Below are 251 nucleotides of genomic sequence, written 5' to 3'. Positions count from 1 at the left end.
GTATGTGTCGCACCAGCTTGTCGTTCGTAAAGACTTGCACCAAGCAACAAAAGATGAACTGCTTGATGAGCGCAGATCGATGGCCGCTCGCCTAGCCAGCTTGCAAGTCATGTTATCCGATTTGCCCTGGGGTGACTGGCACCCCGTCTACAAACAGATCTGTGCGCGATATGACGCTATCAAAGCAGAGATCGCGAGGCGCTCTTAATCCGTCTCTCTTTAAGTCGGCTCTAGTGGAATGTGATTTATGA

General features: G+C 50.6%; 1 protein-coding gene. It reads left to right on the top strand.

Annotated features, from left to right (window positions below):
* Positions 1–208, top strand: a 208-nt coding sequence (locus tag F0L46_RS26630; RefSeq protein WP_210247691.1) for a hypothetical protein, incomplete at its 5' end; no start/stop codon positions are given.
* Positions 209–251 lie beyond the last annotated feature (43 nt).

The sequence above is a fragment of the Salinarimonas soli genome, from assembly GCF_008386575.1.
GTDB lineage: Bacteria > Pseudomonadota > Alphaproteobacteria > Rhizobiales > Beijerinckiaceae > Salinarimonas_A > Salinarimonas_A soli.
This window is presented reverse-complemented; position numbering and strand designations above follow the sequence as displayed.